Origin of the sequence: Kitasatospora griseola (assembly GCF_044999035.1) — a bacterium.
Lineage (GTDB): Bacteria > Actinomycetota > Actinomycetes > Streptomycetales > Streptomycetaceae > Kitasatospora > Kitasatospora griseola.
Genome location: NZ_CP173360.1, coordinates 4,966,585 through 4,984,549 on the forward strand (window position 1 = coordinate 4,966,585; position 17,965 = coordinate 4,984,549).

The window sequence follows — 17,965 nt, forward strand, 5'->3', positions numbered from 1 at the left end:
CATGGGGCGGGCGACGGGAGCGATGCTGGGGCTGGCGATCGGCGACGCTCTGGGAAAGCGCACTGAGTTCCTGAACCTGGACGAGATCGGGCTGCTCAGCCCCCAGTGGCGGCAGCTCCCGCTGCCGAAGAAGGCCCAGGTCACCGACGACACCCAGATGACGTTGGCGCTCGCCCGCGCCCTGCGCACCGGGCTCGCCGAGGGCCCGCTCGTCCCGCTGCGCCTCGAACTGCCGCTGCGCGAGGAGTTCGTGGACTGGTGGCGCTCCCCGGACAACAACCGGGCCCCCGGCATGACCTGCCTGCGGTCCTGCTTCCGGCTGTCCACCGGCCGGCCCTGGCAGGACGCGTCCGACATCGGCTCCAAGGGCTGCGGGGCCAACATGCGGGTCGCCCCGCTCGGCCTGGTCCGGGAGTTGACGGACCGACAGGTGTCCGGCGCGTCCCAGCTGCAGTCCGGCCTCACCCACGGCCACCCGACGGCGCTGGCCGCCAGCGAACTCACCGCGTTCACCGTCCGCTGGCTCGCCCAGGGCGTCGACCCGGCCGAGCTGCCCGCCCGGCTGCGCGCCCACGCCCACGAACAGCGCACCCGCTACGACGAGTTCTGGCTCGGCGACCTCGCCTCCCGGGACCACTTCGGCTCGCCCGAGCAGTTCATCGCCCGCGGCTGGGACGAGTGCCTGCTGGCCCTCGACCGGCTCGACGCCGCCCTCGCCGCCGGCGAGGTGGACGCCGACCCCTGCGAGCGGACGGGGGAGGGCTGGGTCGCCGAGGAGGCGTTCGCCACCGCGCTGCTCTGCTTCCTGCTGCTGCCCGACGACCCGGTCGCCGCCGTCCGCCGGGCCGCCGTCTCCTCCGGCGACTCCGACTCGCTGGCCTGCCTGGCCGGCGCGTTCGCCGGTGCCCGGCACGGCGAGGGCGCCTGGCCGGGCGAGTGGGTGGAGCGGATCGAGTACCGCAAGGAGCTGCTGGCGTTCGGCGCGCTCTGGGACTGACCCCGGCCCGTCAGTCCAGGCCCATGGCGGTCAGCCACTCCGGGAAGCCGGTCAGCAGCCGGTCGTACAGCTCGGCGTCGGCGAGCGCCCGCGGGTCGGCGCCGGCCGGGAAGAACCCCGCGTTGTCGACCGGGCGGCGGGCCGGGACGGGCAGTTCGTCGAGCCGGTGCAGGAAGGCGAACTCCTGGTCGGCGGGGTCGCCGAAGCCCACGAACTGCCAGTAGATCGGGAGTTCGGCGGCCAGGCAGAGCATGTCCCGGGCCGCCGCGCGGGAGGTCGGGCCGCCGTCGGTCTGGAACACCACCAGCGCCGGGTCGGTGGCCCCGGAGAGCTGGTAGTGCCGGATCACGGCCTTCATCGCCAGGTGGTAGTTGGTCCGGCCCAGGTGCCCCAGCGAGGAGTGCAGGCGGCCGATCCGGTCCCGGTGGTCGTCGAGCGAGATCTCGGCGACGCCGTCCACCTCGGTGGAGAAGAAGACCACCGGCACCCGCCCGTCGTCGTCCAGGTGCGCCGAGAGCGCCAGCACCTGCTCGGCGAAGTGCTGGACGGTCCCGGACCGGTAGTGCGGCCGCATCGAGCCGGACCGGTCGAGCACCAGGTAGACGGCGGCCCGGGCGTGCTGGAGTCCGCGCTTGGTCAGGCTGACCCGCGCGGACTTGTACAGGTCGACCAGCCCGGGCGCGGCGGCCGACACCTTCTCCAGACTCAGCGCCACCACGTCACCCGACCGGCAGCGGGTAGCGGTCGGCGAGCGCCGCCCGGTCGCCGTGGGCGAACGCCACCAGGTCGTCGGCCACCTGCAGCAGCACCTCCCGGCCCTCCACCAGCGCGCACCAGTCGGCGGGCAGGCCGGACAGGCCGTACATCGCGCCCACCAGGTTGCCGCAGACCGCGCCCGTGGAGTCGCTGTCGCCCGAGTGGTTCACGGCCAGCACCAGCGCCTCCCGGGCGTCCGCGCCGACCAGCGCCGCGTACACCGCGATCGCCAGGCACTCCTCGGCGACCCAGCCCAGGCCGACCCGTTCCACCGACTCCGCCGAACCCGGGCCCTCGTCGGCCACCCGCACCGCCCGGCGCAGCGCCTCCGTCGTCTCCGCGTTGTCCGGCACCGCCGCCAGCCTCGCCAGCGTCGAGGACACCGCCGCCCGCAGCGGCACCCCGGCCGCGACCCGCTCGACCAGCGCGGCGAACGCGCCCGCCGCCAGGTAGCCCGTCGGGTGACCGTGCGTCAGCTGCGCCGCCAGCGCGGCCTGCCGGAACGCCTCGTCCGCACCCAGGCCGACCAGGCCGAACGGCGCCGAGCGCATCACCGTCCCGCAGCCCTTCGAGTTCGGGTTCACCGGGCCGTCCTGCCCGAACGGGACGGGCTCCGTGCAGTCCAGCACCACACCCGTCATGCAGGCGTTGCCCGGCGCGCGGGAGGCGTACAGGAACTCCTGCCCGGCCAGCCAGCCGTCCGGGAAGCGCTCGGGGCCGGGCAGCCGCTGGGTCTGGAACCAGCGGCGGTACGCGGCGTGCAGGTCCTCGCGGCGGCCGCCGCGCAGCAGGCCCTCCGCGGTGAACAGGGTCATCTGGGTGTCGTCGGTGACCTGGCCGCCGCGGCCGGCGTCCGCCAGGTCGGTCAGGCCCGCCTCGCCGTGCAGCTCCCGGATGCGGTCCAGCCGCAGGAACTCGATCGGCCACCCCAGCGCGTCGCCCAGCGCACCGCCGACCAGCGATCCGCGCACCCGCTCCGCGAACTCCATGCCCACCCCCTGTCCGCCGACGTTCCGTCAGCGCTCGATCCGGCCCGAACCCCGGTGCAGCGTGGCCCGGTCGGCGGCGGCCCGGCCCTCGACCCAGCCCTCGCCGTCGCTCACCCGCACCCGCTGCGACACCAGCTTCGGGAACATCCTGCCAACCGCGTCGTCCACGGCCTCGGCCCGGGCCGCCAGCACCGGCAGCAGCCCGCCGTCCGGGGTCGGCACCGGCAGCGCCCCGCCGCCGTCCTCGACGCCGCCCGGCTCGCCCGGCTCGGCCGGTCGCCCGGCCGCCGCGTCCTCGGTGGCCCGCTCGGTGGCGTCCGCCAGCCGCTCCCGGATCCGCGCCGCGTACGCCACCAGGAACGACTGCCGGAACGCCTTCGTCCGGGCCGCCCCGTCCTTGTGCTTGCGGCTGCCCGCCCGCTGCATCGCCGACGTCGCCTGCACCAGCAGCGAGGTGTACAGCAGCTCGACGCAGTCCAGGTCGGCGTCGAAGCCGATCACCGTGCAGAACCCGAACTCCTTCGCCCACACCACCCGGCACCGGTTCGCCGCCGCCACCGCGTCCAGCAGCATCGTCTTCGGGCCCTCGTACGGGTTGTCCACGCCGATCCGCAGCGCCGCCGGCTGGTCCGCCGACGGCCCGCCCGCCGACAGCAGCGCCTCGTCGATCGAGTGACGCGCCATCAACTCCTGGGCCTTCGCGGTCAGCGCCTCCGCCTCGTCCGGGAAACCGGTCGACTCGGCCTTCGCCAGCAGCGCCCGGATCCGCCCCAGCATCCGCGGCTCCCCGCTGCGCGGCGCGCTCACCCGCGGCGCGGACTGCCCCGGCGCCGGGCCCACCGGCTGCACGGGAGGCAGCAGCGCCCACACCCGCAGCAGCTCCAGCGCCGCCGTGGCCAGCGCGAACCGGTCCATCCGGTGCCGGTCCGCGAACGCCTGCAGGTACGCCTCGTCGGACGCCCACCAGGGCTCCGCCTCCAACTCCCGCAGCTGCTCCTGCCAGCGCCGGTCCAGCGCGGCGGCCGGATGCCGGCGGCCCTCCGCGGCGATCAGGTCCACCGCCAGCGCCACCTGCACCGGGCCGAGCTCGCGCCGCGCCACCCGCACCAGGTCGGCCGGCCGCCAGCCCGCCGCCCAGCACCGGCCCACCGACCGGTCCGCGAAGCCCAGCAGCGCCCGGCTCACCAGCGGCCACCGGTCCGCGGACGCCGCCAGCGCCGAGGCCGCGCCGTCCACCACGAACTCCAGCCCGTCGGCCGGCGCGCCGACCACCCGGCCCACCGCCTCCGCCAGCAGCTCGTCCACGGGCTGATCGGTGCTGGTCACGGTGGTCCTGCTTCCTGGGGCACGGGGGAGGGGCGCTCCCCATGATGCCGGAGCAGGCGACCGGACCGCGCCGACCGCCGGGTCGGTCAGCCGCCCAGGGCCTCCCAGCCGCGGTCGATCTGCCGCTGCGCCGGGGTGCCGTCGGCGGTGAGCAGCGCCAGCAGCGCGGCCCCGTCGGCGGGGCGGTCGGCGAGGTCCTTGGCGAGGGCGCGCCCGACGGTGTCGGCCAGCTCCGGGTCGAGCGCGCGGACGGCGGCGACCGCCGCCGGGTCGGGGTCCTCGTTGACGATCCGGTGGTAGACGGCGTACGGGTTGGCGGTGGCGAACGGACTGTCGCCGTGCGCCGCGCAGATCAGGCAGCAGGCCCACGCCCAGACGTCGGCGGCCGGCCCGACCGGGCCCTCGGCCAGCTGCTCCGGGGCCATGAAGACGGGCGTGCCGACCATGCCGCCGGTCCGGGTCAGCCGGGTGTGGTCGACCATCAGCGAGATCCCGAAGTCCAGCAGCTTGGGGCCGTCGCTGGTCATCATGACGTTGGACGGCTTCAGGTCGCGGTGCACCAGCCTGCCGCGGTGCAGGGCGTCCAGGGCGACGGCCAGCGCCACCGCGAGCGCGCGCAGCGCGGCCGGGTCGGCCAGCGGGCCGCGCTCGCGCAGCAGGGCCTGCAGGGGGCGGCCGTCGAGCAGTTCCATGGCGATGAACGGGGTGCCGTCGGCGACGCCGGTGTCCAGCACCCGGGCGGTGTGCGCGGCGGGCGCCTGGGCCAGCACCTTCGCCTCGTTCGCGAACCGGCGGTGCAGCTCCTCGTCGTGCTCGGTGTCGGCGTGCAGGGTCTTCAGGGCGACCTGGGTGGCCGAGCCCTGACGGCGCGCCAGGTAGACGGTGCCGAACCCGCCGGAGCCGATCAGCCCGATCAGCCGGTACGCGCCGATCGCGGTCGGCGCCCCGCCCGGCAGCGGTTTGACGTCGACCGTCGGCAGGCCGTCGGGGCTCGGCGGCCCGTCCGGCCTGCGCACCGTCGCCACCGCGTCCGGGTCGCGCACCGTGCCGTCCACCGCCGTCGGCGCGGCCGGCGTGCCGACCACCGTGGGCTCAGCCGCGAACCGGGCCGCCGCGTCGGCGAGTTCGGCGTCCCGGGCGGCCCGCAGCGCCTCGGACTCGGCGAGCACCGCGCGGGCGGTCTCGGCGTCCCGGGCGGCGACCGCCGCCTCGTTCTGTGCGGCGGCGGCCCGCGCGGCGGCCTCCCGGGCACGGCGGGTGCGCTGCGCCTCGCGGGTCTCGCGGATCGACTGCAACCGGGCGGAGGCGGCCGCGCCGAGCGTGTCGACGGTGTCCCGGACCGCCCCGGCGGGCGCGTCGGCGGACGCGGCGACGCCCGTCAGCGGCGGGGCGGCGAGGGCCGTCGGCAGCAGGTTCAGGCGGCGGGTGGCGTACAGCGAGCACAGCTGCCACACCACCAGCGCGAGCAGCGTGCCGTTCGGCAGCACCAGCGGCATCAGCAGGAACTGGGCGGCCAGCACCGGCACCAGGTAGCGGCGCAGCCGGGAGTGCTCCCAGGTGCCGGACGGCATCCGGGTGCACAGCACCAGGAACCGGGTGCGGGCCCACAGCAGCTGCCACAGCGCGGTCAGCACCAGGCCGGTCAGCGCCGCGCCGAGCCCGCCCTCGCCGCCGAACAGCGCGAGCAGCCCGCGCGCCGCCAGCCACGGCGGGCTGGTGCGCACGGCCTCCTGATCGAGGGCGTCGTCCCCCTGGAACTGCCGGTGCACGGCGATCCACAGCAGCACGGTGAGCCCGGCGCCCACCAGCACGGGCAGCACGAGCTCCACCGCGGCGGCGATCCGCCGGGGCGGGTACGCGGTGCGCAGCGCCCGCAGTTCGAACTGGCGGCGGGAGGCGTCCCCGGCCAGCAGGGTGCGGATCTGGGTCCGCCGGGCGCGGCTGAGCAGCCGGGCCCGGTAGCCGTGCTGGCTGCGGCCGAGGGTGACGACGGTGACCAGCCGCAGCACCAGCAGCACCACGAGCATCGGCAGCACGGTCTGCTTCCAGAACGGACTGTCCGTCCAGCCGTAGTGCGTCAGGTGCGTCGCCGCGGCGATCGGCGTCCCCATGGTGTGTCCTCCCCGTGCACACGGGTCGGCCCCGGGCGCGCACGCATGATAGCGGCGGGCCCGGGGCCGGTCGGGGGGTCCGTCAGCGCTCGATCACCCGGGTGAGGATCTCCGGCAGCCGCTTGATCAGCCCGCCGGACGCGATCCGGACGCCCAGCAGGACCATCCCCGCGCCGTACAGCACACCGGCCGGCAGCACCGGCCAGACCGGCGAGTGGGAGATCAGCAGGACGCCGAGCGTGATGCCGAGCGGTGCGCAGCCCAGCGTGACGCCGAACATCGAGCCGAAGGCGTTGAGCATCACCACGCCGTTCTGCCCGGGCGCGGCGCTGCGCATCGGGTTGCCGTCGGCGGGCACCGCGTACGGGGCGTACACGCTGGTCATGCAGCCCAGACCGACGCCGGTGCCGAGCGCGGCGAGCGCCAGGCCGAGCGCGGGCGCGAGTTCCGCCCACTTGCCGGTGACGGCGGCGAGCACCGGTCCGACCAGCAGCAGCACGGCGACGCCGGACAGCAGGACGGCGAACACCCGGCCGCGCAGCTCGTCGCGGGCGTCCCGACGGGTGCTCAGGGTGGCGGCGACCATCCAGAACCCGGAGCCGTCCATGCCGAACAGGTTGCCGGACTGCAGACCGAGCATCAGCGCGCCGATCGCGATCACGTACACCGAGCTCCAGCCCTGGACCACCGACAGCGCCGCGATCACGCAGGTCATGCCGATGCCGGTGAAGAGCGCGACCTTCGCGCGGGGCTCGCGCCAGGTGTAGCGCAGGTGCCGCTGGGCGACCGTGCCGGCCCGGCCGGCGGGCAGCAGCCGCCAGAACCGGGAGCCCTTGCCGGAGTGCACCGAGGAGGTCTCCACCAGGGTGGAGGCGTCGCCGGAGACCATCAGGTCCTGCAGGCTGCGCAGCCACCAGCGCAGCAGGACGGCCAGCAGGCCGCCGGCGAGCGCGAGTTGCAGCGCCGCGACCAGGTAGGCGCCCTCGCCGGCCGAGCGCACCGCGTCGATCGCGGAGACCGGCGGGATCCAGCGCACCACCGCGGCGTACGGGTGCAGCACCGACAGGTCGAGGCCCTTGGGGTCCTGGAAGCCGCTCTGCATGCCCAGGTTGCCGAGCTGGATCAGCAGCGCGAACAGCAGGCCGCCGAAGATCGCGAAGTCCTTGCCGCGCCGGCTGGACAGCAGCCGGGCGTTGGCGGCGGCCACCGAGCGGGTCAGCGCGATCAGCAGCAGCAGGGTGAGCGGCACCGCGAGCACCGCGACGGCCGCGGAGGCCGCGCCCTGCCCGCCGGCCGCGGCGGCGCCGATCAGCAGCAGCAGGCCGACCAGCGGGCCGGGGCCGACCAGGCTGCCCAGCAGGGTGCCGCGCAGCAGGGCCCGCGGGCGCAGCGGCAGCATGGTGAGCCGGGTCGGGTCGGCGCTCTCGTCGCCGGCGAAGAAGAACAGCGGCAGGGCGGCCCAGGAGACGGCCAGTCCGGCGGTCAGCACCGCGGCGGCGTCGGCGGCGCCCGCGTGCCCGCGCAGCGCCACCATGCCGACGGCCGCGGACACGCCGAACAGCAGGCCGAGGCTGGTGCCGACCAGGAAGCCGGCGGCCCGTCCGGGGCTGCGCCGCAGCCCGTTGCGCAGCAGCCGGAGCTTGAGCGAGACCAGCGCTCGGACGACGGCCCGGTCGTCCGCGGCGGACACGTCGGGGGTTGCGGCAGCGGCCGTGGTGCTCACCGGTGGCCCCCACCGAGCCAGCCGAGCGCCTGCCCGTCGTCCTCGCGGACGCCGACCAGCCCGAGGAACGCCTGGTGCAGCGAGGTCTCGCCGCGCACCTGGTCGAGCGGCCCGGCGGCGACCACCCGGCCGGCGTTGACCACGGCGACCCAGTCGCACAGCGACTCGACGAGTTCCATGACGTGGCTGGAGAACACCACGGTGGAGCCGGAGGCGGCGTACCGGGTGAGCACGCCGCGGATGGTCTGCGCGGACACCGGGTCGACGCCCTCGAACGGCTCGTCCAGGAACAGCACGTCGGGGTTGTGCAGCAGCGCCGCGGCCAGGCCGATCTTCTTGCGCATGCCGGTGGAGTAGTCGGCGACCAGCTTGTCGGCGGAGCCGGTCAGGTCGAGCACGGCGAGCAGTTCCTCGGCGCGCCGGTCGGTCTCCGGGCCGGGCAGGCCGCGCAACCGGCCGTTGTACTGCAGCAGTTCGCGCCCGCTGAGACGCTCGAACATCCGCAGGCCCTCGGGCAGGATGCCGATCCGGGACTTGACCGCGACCGGGTCCTGCCAGACGTCGGCCCCGTGCACCAGCACGGTGCCCTGGTCGGGGCGGAGCAGGCCGGTGACCATCGACAGCGTGGTGGTCTTGCCGGCGCCGTTCGGGCCGACCAGTCCGATGAACGAACCGGCGGGCAGGTCGAGGTTCAGTCCGGCGACGGCGGTCTGCGCTCCGAAGCGCTTCCACAGGTCGCGGATCGAGACGGCGGGCGGCTTGGTGGTCGCCTCCATGGCGGGTGGTCTCCTTGTCGAGTCGGTCACTGTCGGTCCTGTCGGTCCTGGCCGGGCCACTCGACCTTATGATCATTTCTTTACCTTTCCATCCCCCATGTGGCGGTATTGGCCTCTTGGGGGCGGGTGGCCGATCGTCACCCGCCGCAGCCCGGCAACTACCCGGACGCCCCGTTCGTCCTGCATCCTGAGGAGCGCACGCGCAGTGCGGGGAACGGGAGGTGGCCGAGATGGCCGGTCAGTGGGGAACACCGGCGCCGTACGGGCAGCAGCCCTGGCAGCCGGCGACGACGCCGCAGTCCGCGATGCGCGCCGCGCACGCCGACCGCGAGCGCACCGTGGACGTGCTGAAGGCCGCCTACGCCGAGGGCCGGCTCACCGCCGCCGAGTACGAGCACCGGATGGCCTCCGCCCACCAGGCCGCCACCTACGGCCAGTTGTCCTCCCTGGTCGGCGACCTGCCGTCCGGACCGGTGGTCGCCCCGTTCGGCGCCGCCGTCCCGGCGACCTTCCTGCCGCAGCCGCCCCCGCTGCCCGTCGCGCCGAGCAACAACGGCCTGGCGGTGGCCTCGGCGATCCTCGGCGGCCTGACCCTATTCACCTTCGGCCTGACCGGCGTGCCCGCCGTGATCACCGGCCACATCGCCCGTTCGCAGATCCGCCGCACCCGGGAGGACGGCGACGGTCTGGCGATCTTCGGCCTGGTGTTCGGCTGGCTCTCACTCGCCGGTTGGGTGGCGTTCCTCCTCCTGGTGGTCCTGGCGGCCGGCAGCGGCTCGCCGCACTGAGCCGGGTTTCGGCAGGTCGGCGCGGGCCCGGGCGGCGGACGCCCCGGCGCGCCCCATTTGTTTTGACCGCCGCCTGTGCGCTAGGTACGCTCTGACCTTGTGCCTGGGGTGTGCCCGGGTCCTTGTGCGTGCCAGCAGATCGGCCGCCGTGGCGGAGACTCCACCCGCCCGGCCTGTGTCGTAGCCGCAGCTCAGCTCGGGATTCCGTGATTCTTCCCCCGAAGAAGGCCCAACACGCCCGACCGCGTGGGTCGGAGAGTGGGGGCCACACCGCAGGTTAGTTTCACCAAGCCTTGGCACACAGAAAACGGAGAAACGGTGCCTACGATCCAGCAGCTGGTCCGAAAGGGCCGGCAGGACAAGGTCGAGAAGAACAAGACGCCCGCACTGAAGGGTTCGCCCCAGCGTCGCGGCGTCTGCACGCGTGTGTACACGACCACCCCGAAGAAGCCGAACTCGGCTCTCCGTAAGGTCGCCCGTGTGCGCCTCACCAGCGGGATCGAGGTCACCGCTTACATCCCGGGCGAGGGCCACAACCTGCAGGAACACTCCATCGTGCTGGTCCGCGGTGGCCGTGTGAAGGACCTTCCTGGTGTCCGCTACAAGATCATCCGCGGCTCCCTCGACACCCAGGGTGTCAAGAACCGCAAGCAGGCTCGCAGCCGCTACGGCGCCAAGAAGGAGAAGTAAGAATGCCTCGTAAGGGCCCCGCCCCGAAGCGCCCGGTCATCATCGACCCGGTTTACGGCTCCCCGCTGGTGACCTCGCTGGTCAACAAGATCCTGCTGCACGGCAAGCGCTCCACCGCCGAGCGGATCGTCTACGGCGCCCTCGAGGGTGTCCGTGAGAAGACCGGCGCCGACCCGGTCGTCGCGCTGAAGCGCGCGCTGGAGAACGTCAAGCCGACCCTTGAGGTCAAGTCCCGCCGCGTCGGTGGCGCCACCTACCAGGTGCCGGTCGAGGTCCGCCCGGGCCGCGCCAACACCCTGGCGCTGCGCTGGCTGGTCGGTTACTCCCGCGCCCGTCGCGAGAAGACCATGACCGAGCGTCTGCTCAACGAGATCCTCGACGCCAGCAACGGTCTGGGCGCTTCCGTGAAGCGTCGCGAGGACACCCACAAGATGGCCGAGTCCAACAAGGCCTTCGCGCACTACCGCTGGTAGTCCGAACCCCGTCACTAGACAGAGAGAGAACGAGCCACCATGGCTGCAACCTCCCTTGACCTCGCCAAGGTCCGCAACATCGGGATCATGGCGCACATCGACGCGGGCAAGACCACCACCACCGAGCGGATCCTGTTCTACACCGGTGTCTCGTACAAGATCGGTGAGGTCCACGATGGCGCTGCCACCATGGACTGGATGGAGCAGGAGCAGGAGCGCGGCATCACCATCACGTCGGCCGCGACGACCTGCCACTGGACCCTCGACGGTGTCGAGAACACGATCAACATCATCGACACCCCGGGCCACGTCGACTTCACCGTCGAGGTGGAGCGCTCGCTGCGCGTCCTCGACGGTGGCGTGACGGTGTTCGACGGCGTCGCCGGTGTCGAGCCCCAGTCCGAGACCGTGTGGCGGCAGGCTGACCGCTACGGCGTCCCGCGCATCTGCTTCATCAACAAGCTGGACCGCACGGGCGCCAACTTCTTCTTCTGCGTGCAGACCATCGTGGACCGCCTCGGCGCCACCCCGCTGGTCATGCAGCTGCCGATCGGCGCCGAGGCCGACTTCACCGGTGTCGTCGACCTGGTGAAGATGAAGGCCCTGGTCTACTCGGCCGACGCCCCCAAGGGCGAGATGTACGACACCGTCGAGATCCCGGCCGACCTGGCCGAGCAGGCGGCGGAGTACCGCGAGGCCCTGATCGACACCGTGTCGAACATCAGCGACGAGGTGATGGAGCTCGCCCTGGAGGGCGAGGACATCCCCGAGGAGCTGCTGATCGCCGCGATCCGCAAGGGCACCCTGGACTCGTCCTTCACCCCGATCTTCTGCGGCTCCGCGTTCAAGAACAAGGGCGTCCAGCCCCTGCTCGACGCGGTCGTGAAGTACCTGCCGTCGCCGCTCGACATCGAGGGCATCGAGGGTACGAAGCCGGGCAACGACGAGGAGAAGATCGTCCGTCAGGCCTCTGACGACGAGCCGCTCGCCGCCCTCGCGTTCAAGATCATGTCTGACCCGCACCTGGGCAAGCTCACCTTCGTCCGCGTGTACTCCGGCCGCCTGGAGTCCGGCACCTCGGTGCTGAACTCCGTCAAGGGCAAGAAGGAGCGCATCGGCAAGATCTACCGCATGCACGCGAACAAGCGTGAGGAGATCGACTCGGTGGGCGCCGGCGACATCATCGCCGTCATGGGCCTGAAGCAGACCACCACCGGTGAGACGCTGTCCGACGAGAAGCAGCCGGTCATCCTGGAGTCCATGGACTTCCCGGCCCCGGTCATCCGCGTCGCGATCGAGCCCAAGTCCAAGGGCGACCAGGAGAAGCTGGGTGTCGCCATCCAGCGCCTGGCCGAGGAGGACCCGTCCTTCCAGGTCAACACGGACGAAGAGACCGGCCAGACCATCATCGCGGGTATGGGCGAGCTGCACCTCGAGGTGCTGGTCGACCGTATGCGCCGTGAGTTCAAGGTCGAGGCCAACGTCGGCAAGCCGCAGGTCGCGTACCGCGAGACGATCCGCAAGGCCGTCGAGCGCATCGACTACACGCACAAGAAGCAGACCGGTGGCTCCGGCCAGTTCGCGAAGATCCAGATCGCGATCGAGCCGCTCGAGTCCGGCGAGGGCTACGAGTTCGTCAACAAGGTCACCGGTGGCCGCGTCCCGCGGGAGTACATCCCCTCGGTCGACGCCGGTTGCCAGGAGGCCATGGAGTTCGGCGTGCTCGCCGGCTACCCGCTCCAGGGCGTTCGCGTGAGCCTGCTCGACGGTGCGTCGCACGACGTCGACTCGTCCGAGCTCGCGTTCAAGATCGCCGGTTCCATGGCGTTCAAGGAAGGTGCCAAGAAGGCGTCGCCGGCTCTGCTCGAGCCGATGATGGCCGTCGAGGTCACCACCCCCGAGGACTACATGGGCGACGTGATCGGCGACATCAACTCCCGCCGTGGCCAGATCCGGGCCATGGAGGAGCGTCACGGCGCCCGCGTCGTCAAGGCGCTGGTGCCGCTGTCCGAGATGTTCGGCTACGTCGGTGACCTGCGCAGCAAGACCTCTGGTCGCGCAAGCTACTCGATGCAGTTCGACTCGTACGCCGAGGTTCCGCGGAACGTGGCGGACGACATCATCGCCAAGGCCAAGGGCGAGTGACGTCCCGGTAATCGGGATGAATCAGACCCTTTAGGCTAGAAGGAGGGCACCCGGACGTCACCCGTCCGGGCTCCGCCCGGGAGCCCTCCGGCACCCCCACCCGCGGGACGGCATGGGGCGCAACCAGCGCCCCGTACCAATAACCCGATCCAGACCAACTGACGTCGTACGGCGTACAGAACTGTCCTCAGGAGGACTGCAGTGGCGAAGGCGAAGTTCGAGCGGACGAAGCCCCACGTCAACATCGGCACCATTGGTCACATCGACCACGGTAAGACCACGCTGACCGCGGCCATCACCAAGGTGCTGCACGACGCGTACCCGGACATCAACCCCTTCACGCCGTTCGACCAGATCGACAAGGCGCCGGAGGAGCGTCAGCGCGGTATCACCATCTCCATCGCGCACGTCGAGTACCAGACCGAGGCGCGTCACTACGCCCACGTCGACTGCCCGGGTCACGCGGACTACATCAAGAACATGATCACCGGTGCGGCCCAGATGGACGGTGCGATCCTCGTCGTCGCCGCCACCGACGGCCCGATGCCGCAGACCAAGGAGCACGTCCTCCTGGCCCGCCAGGTCGGCGTCCCCTACATCGTCGTCGCCCTGAACAAGGCCGACATGGTGGACGACGAGGAGATCCTGGAGCTCGTCGAGCTCGAGGTCCGTGAGCTCCTCTCCGAGTACGAGTTCCCGGGCGACGACCTGCCGGTCGTCCGCGTCTCCGCGCTGAAGGCGCTGGAGGGCGACAAGGAGTGGGGCGAGAAGCTCCTCGGCCTGATGCACGCGGTCGACGAGGCCATCCCGACCCCGGCTCGCCTCACCGACCAGCCGTTCCTGATGCCGATCGAGGACGTCTTCACGATCACCGGTCGTGGCACCGTCGTCACCGGTCGTATCGAGCGTGGCATCCTCAAGGTCAACGAGACCGTCGACATCATCGGCATCAAGACCACCAAGACCACCACCACGGTCACCGGTATCGAGATGTTCCGCAAGCTGCTCGACGAGGGCCAGGCCGGTGAGAACGTCGGTCTGCTGCTCCGTGGCATCAAGCGCGAGGACGTCGAGCGCGGCCAGGTCATCATCAAGCCGGGTTCGGTCACCCCGCACACCGACTTCGAGGCCCAGGCCTACATCCTGTCGAAGGACGAGGGTGGCCGTCACACCCCGTTCTTCAACAACTACCGCCCGCAGTTCTACTTCCGTACCACGGACGTGACCGGCGTCGTGACCCTCCCCGAGGGCACCGAGATGGTCATGCCGGGCGACAACACCGCCATGACCGTCGCGCTGATCCAGCCCGTCGCCATGGAGGAGGGCCTGAAGTTCGCCATCCGTGAGGGTGGCCGCACCGTCGGCGCCGGCCAGGTCACCAAGATCGTCAAGTAATTGACGCTCTGACCCGGTCTGTCGCAGGACAGGCTCACGCAGCGGGCCCGCTTCCCTTCGGGGGAGCGGGCCCGCTCGCTTTTTCTCCCGCGCGGGTGCAACGCGGGCGGCGGCCCGACGCACTGGAAGGGGTGGAGCCGCCCCGCCGGGGCGGTCCGGGAGGGGGGAACGGCGCCGGTGGATCCCGACCAGGTGCTGCACGAGTTCGTCGCCGCCCGCCGGACGGCGTTGTTCCGCAGCGCCTACCTGCTGTGCGGCGACCGCGACGAGGCCGACGACCTGGTCCAGGCGACGCTGGTCAAGGTGATCCTCGGCCGGCGCCGGCTGCGGCGGATCGACAACCTCGACGCCTACGCCCGGCGGACGCTGCTGAACACCTTCATCGCCGCCCGCCGCCGGTTCTGGCGGCGCGAGCAGGCCTACGGCGAGCTGCCCGAGCCCGCCGCGGCGCACCCCGAGCCCGAGCTCGGCGTCGCGGTGCGGGCCGCCCTGGCCGGGCTCCGGCCCAAGCAGCGGGCGGTGGTGGTGCTCCGCTACTGGGAGGACCTCGACGTCGCGGCCACCGCGGAACTGCTCGGCATGCCGGAGAGCACCGTCCGCAGCCACTCGGCCCGCGGCCTGGCCGCGCTGCGCGCCCTCGTCCCGCAGGACATCGACCAGTTGCAGGGGGACCGGCCATGACCGGGCACGCGCAGATCCGACAGCTCCTGGAGCACGCCCTGGCAGAGCCGCCCGCCGGCGCGGACGACCGGCCGCTGTTCGCCCGCGCCGCCCGGATCCGCCGTCGCCGCCGCACCGGGCTGGGCCTGGCGGCGGTCGGCCTGCTGGCCGTCGGGGCGATCGCCTCGGGCTGGAGCCCGCCGGACCGGCCGAGCGCCGCGGACCGGCCGGAGCGGCAGCAGGCGCAGCGGCTGCAGGCGCTGCTGCCGGCCGGCCTCGGCACGGTCGAGCGGGCCGCCCCGGTGCTCGGGCCGGGAGCCGACCACGGCGGTCCGCTGGACGGCGTCTACTGGCTCCGCCGGGACGGCCGGCTCGGGGTGATCCGGATCGAGACCGGCCTCGCCGGTTCCCCGTCGCTGAGCTGCACGCCCGAACTGCCCACCGTCGCCGCGCGCTCCTGCACGCTCCAGGCGGCGCTGCGGCGGGACGAGCTGACGGTCGACCAGCGGCCGGACCCCGAGGGCCGGGTCGAGCTGGCCTGGGGGAGGAGCGTCGACGCGGTCCTGCTGCTGCCGGGCGGGCGGGCGCTGTTCGTGGACGCGATCAGCGGCTACCTCGGGACCCGGGCGCCCGGCCCGGCGATGGACGCGCCGCCGCTGACCGCCGAACAGCTGCGTGACCTGGTACGGCGGCCCGAGCTGGTGCCGGTCGGCGGCGGCGGGGTGTGAGGAGCGTCGCAGGATCCACTGATTGGCGTCGCGGGCCCGCGTTGTGGCAGGATGTCTGAGTTGCTCGGTTGAGTACCGATGCTGCGCGCCTCCCGTCGGGAGGACTGGAAGCGAGTCCCATGTACTCGTCGTTCCCGTGAATGGCCGTTCATGTGCCCACGTGCTGTGTGTGGGTGCAGTGGTGTGTAAGCGACACCGCGGCAGCTGCGGGGCGAAAGTACGGGAATCTTCCGGGAAGCGTATGCGGGGTATCGGCCCGGCTCACCTCCCCCAGCAGTTCGAAACCGACGGATTTGTTCGCCGGTTTTTTGCAAGCGCGAGTGCGACACGCCCGAGCGCGGGGGTCGGAGGGGGTCGAGTAGCGACGTACGACACAAAGGACTACGGAGTAGCCATGGCGGGACAGAAGATCCGCATCCGGCTCAAGGCCTACGACCACGAGGTCATCGACTCCTCGGCGAAGAAGATCGTCGAGACGGTGATCCGCACTGGTGCGCAGGTCGCGGGCCCGGTGCCGCTGCCCACTGAGAAGAACGTTTACTGCGTCATCCGCTCGCCGCACAAGTACAAGGACTCGCGCGAGCACTTCGAGATGCGCACTCACAAGCGTCTGATCGACATCCTCGACCCCACGCCGAAGACGGTTGACTCGCTGATGCGTCTCGACCTGCCGGCGGGCGTCGACATCGAGATCAAGCTCTGAGAGGCGCACCGAAGATGGCTAAGCAGATGAAGGGCATCCTGGGCGAGAAGCTCGGCATGACCCAGGTCTGGGACGAGAACAACCGGGTTGTCCCGGTGACCGTCGTCAAGGCTGGGCCCAATGTCGTGACCCAGGTCCACACCGCCGACAGCCCGGCCGGCTACGACGCCGTCCAGATCGGCTTCGGCGAGATCGACCCCCGCAAGGTGAACAAGCCCCTCCAGGGCCACTTCGCCAAGGCCGGTGTCACCCCGCGCCGCCACCTGGTCGAGCTGCGTACCTCGGACGCGTCCGAGTACACCCTGGGCCAGGAGATCACCGCTGAGCTGTTCGAGGCGGGTGTCAAGGTCGACGTGACCGGCACCTCCAAGGGCAAGGGCTTCGCCGGTGTCATGAAGCGTCACAACTTCAAGGGCCTCGGCGCCGGTCACGGCACCCAGCGCAAGCACCGCTCGCCCGGCTCCATCGGTGGCTGCGCCACCCCGGGCCGTGTGTTCAAGGGCATGCGCATGGCGGGTCGGATGGGCCACGAGCGCGTGACCACCCAGAACCTGACCGTGCACGCGGTCGACGCGGAGAAGGGTCTGCTGCTCATCAAGGGCGCGATCCCGGGTCCGAACGGCGGCCTCGTCCTCGTCCGCACCGCGGCGAAGGGGCTGTGAAGGATATGAGCACCATTGACATTCTGTCGCCGGCCGGCGACAAGGCCGGCAGCCTCGAGCTGCCCGCCGAGATCTTCGACGCCAAGGTCAGCGTTCCGCTGATGCACCAGGTCGTCGTGGCGCAGCTCGCTGCGGCCCGTCAGGGCACTCACAAGGTCAAGCGTCGTGGCGAGGTCCGTGGTGGCGGCAGGAAGCCGTACCGCCAGAAGGGCACCGGTCGCGCCCGCCAGGGTTCGACCCGCGCGCCGCAGTTCGCCGGTGGTGGCGTCGTGCACGGTCCCGTGCCGCGTGACTACTCGCAGCGGACCCCGAAGAAGATGATCGCCGCCGCCCTGCGCAGCGCGCTCACCGACCGGGCCCGTCACGAGCGCATCCACGTCGTGACCGGCGTGACCGCGACCGAGGCGCCGTCGACCAAGGCCGCCAAGGCCCTGTTCGGCAAGATCTCCGAGCGCAAGAACCTCCTCCTGGTGGTCGAGCGCGAGGACGAGCTGGGCATCCTGTCCGCTCGCAACCTGGCGAACGTGCACATCCTGGACGCCGGCCAGCTGAACACCTACGACGTGCTCGTCTCCGACGATGTGGTCTTCACCCAGGCCGCCTTCGAGCGTTTCGTGGCCGGTCCGGCCGCGTCCGCCAAGGCCGTTGCTGCTGAGGGCGAGCTCGAAGGGACTGCCGCCTGATGAGCGAGATCACCTCCAAGACGTTCACGGACCCCCGTGACGTCCTGATCAAGCCGGTCATCTCGGAGAAGAGCTACTCGCTCCTCGACGAGAACAAGTACACGTTCGTCGTGGCGCCGGGTGCCAACAAGACCCAGATCAAGCAGGCCGTCGAGTCGGTCTTCTCGGTCAAGGTCGAGGCCGTGAACACGCTGAACCGCCAGGGCAAGCGCAAGCGCTCCCGCACCGGTTTCGGCAAGCGCAAGGACACCAAGCGCGCGATCGTGACGCTGGCCGAGGGCAACCGCATCGACATCTTCGGTGGTCCGGTCTCCTGACTTTTCGTCAGAGGCTGCGATCGTCGTAAAGGACGAGGACAGA

The 17,965-nt window shown here is 72.0% G+C and carries 18 protein-coding genes; 12 read left to right on the top strand and 6 right to left on the bottom strand.

From position 1 onward, the window contains the following. Position 1 precedes the first annotated feature (1 nt). Positions 2 to 997 (top strand): ADP-ribosylglycohydrolase family protein, encoded by a 996-nt coding sequence (locus ACI1MP_RS22605; RefSeq protein WP_404869359.1) that lies wholly within the window; start codon positions 2 to 4, stop codon positions 995 to 997. Positions 998 to 1,007: 10 nt separating this feature from the next. Here ACI1MP_RS22605 and ACI1MP_RS22610 read toward each other — a convergent pair whose 3' ends face one another. The 6 genes from ACI1MP_RS22610 to ACI1MP_RS22635 all read right to left on the bottom strand — a co-directional run bounded on the left by ACI1MP_RS22610 (position 1,008) and on the right by ACI1MP_RS22635 (position 8,678). Continuing rightward, entirely contained in the window at positions 1,008 to 1,715 is a 708-nt protein-coding gene (locus tag ACI1MP_RS22610; RefSeq protein WP_404869360.1) for a VWA domain-containing protein, read from the bottom strand. Position 1,716: 1 nt separating this feature from the next. Then, positions 1,717 to 2,742 (bottom strand): ADP-ribosylglycohydrolase family protein, encoded by a 1,026-nt coding sequence (locus ACI1MP_RS22615; RefSeq protein WP_404869361.1) that lies wholly within the window; start codon positions 2,740 to 2,742, stop codon positions 1,717 to 1,719. 27 nt (positions 2,743 to 2,769) lie between these two features. Beyond that, entirely contained in the window at positions 2,770 to 4,068 is a 1,299-nt protein-coding gene (locus ACI1MP_RS22620; RefSeq protein ID WP_380334478.1) for a DUF2786 domain-containing protein, read from the bottom strand. A gap of 86 nt (positions 4,069 to 4,154) precedes the next feature. Further along, complete coding sequence (locus tag ACI1MP_RS22625; protein ID WP_404869362.1) at positions 4,155 to 6,179, bottom strand: serine/threonine-protein kinase; 2,025 nt, start codon at positions 6,177 to 6,179, stop codon at positions 4,155 to 4,157. Between the two features lie 82 nt (positions 6,180 to 6,261). Further along, positions 6,262 to 7,902: a transporter gene (locus ACI1MP_RS22630; protein ID WP_404869363.1), complete on the bottom strand. Its 1,641-nt coding sequence runs from the start codon at positions 7,900 to 7,902 to the stop codon at positions 6,262 to 6,264. Next, positions 7,899 to 8,678, bottom strand: coding sequence for an ABC transporter ATP-binding protein (locus ACI1MP_RS22635; RefSeq protein WP_404869364.1), 780 nt, complete (start codon positions 8,676 to 8,678; stop codon positions 7,899 to 7,901). The genes ACI1MP_RS22630 and ACI1MP_RS22635 overlap by 4 nt, the downstream gene beginning before the upstream one ends. A 230-nt stretch (positions 8,679 to 8,908) precedes the next feature. On the opposite strand from ACI1MP_RS22635, the gene ACI1MP_RS22640 reads away from it, so the two are divergent. From ACI1MP_RS22640 to rplW, 11 genes are all read left to right on the top strand, one after another. Next, complete coding sequence (locus ACI1MP_RS22640; RefSeq protein WP_308431015.1) at positions 8,909 to 9,466, top strand: DUF1707 and DUF4190 domain-containing protein; 558 nt, start codon at positions 8,909 to 8,911, stop codon at positions 9,464 to 9,466. Positions 9,467 to 9,784: 318 nt separating this feature from the next. After that, positions 9,785 to 10,156, top strand: a complete 372-nt coding sequence (gene rpsL, locus ACI1MP_RS22645; protein ID WP_014144289.1) for a 30S ribosomal protein S12 — start codon at positions 9,785 to 9,787, stop codon at positions 10,154 to 10,156. Between the two features lie 2 nt (positions 10,157 to 10,158). After that, entirely contained in the window at positions 10,159 to 10,629 is a 471-nt protein-coding gene (rpsG, locus tag ACI1MP_RS22650; protein WP_030457432.1) for a 30S ribosomal protein S7, read from the top strand. A 39-nt stretch (positions 10,630 to 10,668) separates the two neighbouring features. After that, positions 10,669 to 12,774, top strand: coding sequence for an elongation factor G (gene fusA, locus ACI1MP_RS22655; protein WP_100587172.1), 2,106 nt, complete (start codon positions 10,669 to 10,671; stop codon positions 12,772 to 12,774). 201 nt (positions 12,775 to 12,975) lie between these two features. Further along, positions 12,976 to 14,169, top strand: a complete 1,194-nt coding sequence (gene tuf, locus ACI1MP_RS22660; RefSeq protein ID WP_030457430.1) for an elongation factor Tu — start codon at positions 12,976 to 12,978, stop codon at positions 14,167 to 14,169. A gap of 177 nt (positions 14,170 to 14,346) precedes the next feature. Continuing rightward, positions 14,347 to 14,850 (top strand): SigE family RNA polymerase sigma factor, encoded by a 504-nt coding sequence (locus ACI1MP_RS22665; RefSeq protein ID WP_380334488.1) that lies wholly within the window; start codon positions 14,347 to 14,349, stop codon positions 14,848 to 14,850. Beyond that, positions 14,847 to 15,557, top strand: coding sequence for a hypothetical protein (locus ACI1MP_RS22670; RefSeq protein ID WP_404869365.1), 711 nt, complete (start codon positions 14,847 to 14,849; stop codon positions 15,555 to 15,557). The genes ACI1MP_RS22665 and ACI1MP_RS22670 overlap by 4 nt, the downstream gene beginning before the upstream one ends. A 394-nt stretch (positions 15,558 to 15,951) precedes the next feature. Beyond that, a complete protein-coding gene (gene rpsJ / locus ACI1MP_RS22675) occupies positions 15,952 to 16,260 on the top strand; it encodes a 30S ribosomal protein S10 (protein WP_012785157.1) in 309 nt (102 codons plus the stop codon). A gap of 14 nt (positions 16,261 to 16,274) precedes the next feature. Next, positions 16,275 to 16,922, top strand: a complete 648-nt coding sequence (rplC, locus tag ACI1MP_RS22680) for a 50S ribosomal protein L3 (RefSeq protein WP_100587175.1) — start codon at positions 16,275 to 16,277, stop codon at positions 16,920 to 16,922. Between the two features lie 5 nt (positions 16,923 to 16,927). Beyond that, entirely contained in the window at positions 16,928 to 17,605 is a 678-nt protein-coding gene (gene rplD, locus ACI1MP_RS22685) for a 50S ribosomal protein L4 (RefSeq protein ID WP_100587176.1), read from the top strand. Beyond that, positions 17,605 to 17,922, top strand: coding sequence for a 50S ribosomal protein L23 (gene rplW / locus ACI1MP_RS22690; protein ID WP_043914590.1), 318 nt, complete (start codon positions 17,605 to 17,607; stop codon positions 17,920 to 17,922). Before rplD ends, rplW begins: the two co-directional genes overlap by 1 nt. Positions 17,923 to 17,965: the final 43 nt, after the last annotated feature.